Below are 1,750 nucleotides of genomic sequence, written 5' to 3'. Positions count from 1 at the left end.
CCCGAGACCAGCGGTGAGTCCGAGGAGCGCGCCCCAGGTCGACGGCCCCATCACACGCCCGCCGTCGTCTCGGCGAGGATGCGCCGCTCGGTCGGCAGCCGACCGATGCGCATCATCACCCGGTAGGCGCCCACACAGATCGCCGCACCTACCACGAGCACGAGCACGCCCGCCGACGACCGGTAGCGACCGATCACGTCGGGCTGCGACGACATCACCAGCAGCACCAACCAGGGCGCTGCCACCGCGAGCCGAGCTCCGTTGACCGCCCAGGCCTGCCGCGCCTCGAGCTCGGAGCGGGTGCGCTGCTCGTCGCGCAGGTAGCCCGAGAGATGACGCAGCAGCCGACCGAGCTCACCGCCACCGACCTCGCGGGCGATGCGGAGGCCCTCCACCACGCGGTCACCGACCGGGTCGGAGAGCGTCGTCTTGAGCCGGTCGAGGCAGTCGGAGAAGCGGCCGGTCACCTGGTAGTCGAGGGCGAACGACGCGAACGCCTCGCGCAGCGGCTCCGGGCCTCGCACGGCCAGACCGCCCAGTGCCTCAGGCAGGGAGAGCCCCGCGCGCACCGCAGAGGCGAGGTTGTCGATCGCCTCGGGCCACACCTCGGCGAACTCACGCTGCCGGCGTCGCGCCCGCGCACCGACGATCACGATCGGCAGGAAGGCGCCCATCGCACCGAGCACGACGGCGATCGGAGGCGTTCCGGTGATGACCTGCACGGTCACTGCCACGACGACAGATGAGGCGAGGCAGACCAGGACGAGCCCGGTCACCGACACCTCAGCCAGCCCCGCTCCGGCGAGCAGGCGGGCGAGCCTGCCGGGCGGTCTGGTGGCCGACGGGCCGGTGCTTCGTGGCAGCGCGAAGGCCGACCAGATCAGCAGCAGCCCCACCCCGAGCCCGAGTCCGACCACGAGTCCCATCGCCGCTACCGCCCCTCGTTGAGGAGCTGGTGGACGTCGATCCCGATCCGCTCGAAGCGCTCCACCCGTGGCGGCATCCCCGACGTGCGTCGCAGCTCGCGGTCGTGACGCACGAAGAGCGGCTCGGCCTCGATGATGTCGTTCTCCACCCGACCGGGAACCGCGACGATCTCGTTGACCCGTCGTACGCCGTGCTGGTCGAGGCCGAGGTGCACGACGAGGTCGACCGAGGTCGCGACCGTGGGCACGACGAAGCGTGCCGAGATGTTCTCCCCCGCCAGCAGCGGCAGCGTGCAGACCTTCACCAGCGCCTCGCGGGCCGAGTTGGCGTGGATCGTGCACATGCCCGGAAGACCGGAGTTGAGAGCGAGAAGGAGATCGAGACACTCCTCGGCGCGCACCTCGCCCACGATGATGCGTGAGGGCCGCATGCGCAGCGACTCCTTGACGAGGTGGCGCAGCGCGATCTCGCCGTTGCCCTCGAGCCCCGACTGCCGGGTCTGCATCGCGACCCAGTCGGGGTGATTGAAGCGAAGCTCGAAGACCTCCTCCGCACTCACGACCCGCTCGCCGCCCGGGATCGCAGCCGCGAGGCAGTTGAGCATCGTCGTCTTGCCGGCCTGGGTCGAGCCCGCCACCAGGATGTTGAGCCCGGCTCGCACGCTCGCCTCGAGAAAGGTGGCCGCCCGAGGGCTCAGGCTCCCCAGCCCGACCAGGTCGCTGAGTCGGGCCGCGCGGAGCACGAACTTGCGGATGTTGACGGCTGAGAAGCCCCTGGAGAGCCCGTCGAGCACCACGTGCAGGCGGTGGCCCTCGGGCAGCAT

At 71.0% G+C, this 1,750-nt stretch carries 2 protein-coding genes; both read right to left on the bottom strand.

Annotated elements, in window-relative coordinates; genetic code table 11:
* Nucleotides 1-50: 50 nt before the first annotated feature.
* Entirely contained in the window at nucleotides 51-926 is an 876-nt protein-coding gene (locus VOI19_RS19090; protein WP_323794509.1) for a type II secretion system F family protein, read from the bottom strand.
* A 5-nt stretch (nucleotides 927-931) separates the two neighbouring features.
* On the bottom strand, nucleotides 932-1,750 hold an 819-nt coding region (locus tag VOI19_RS19085), incomplete at its 5' end, for a CpaF/VirB11 family protein (RefSeq protein ID WP_323794508.1).

Origin of the sequence: Nocardioides sp. (assembly GCF_034670285.1) — a bacterium.
Classification (GTDB): domain Bacteria; phylum Actinomycetota; class Actinomycetes; order Propionibacteriales; family Nocardioidaceae; genus Nocardioides.
Note: the sequence above shows the minus strand (reverse complement) of the source record. Positions and strands in the feature narration are given on the sequence as shown.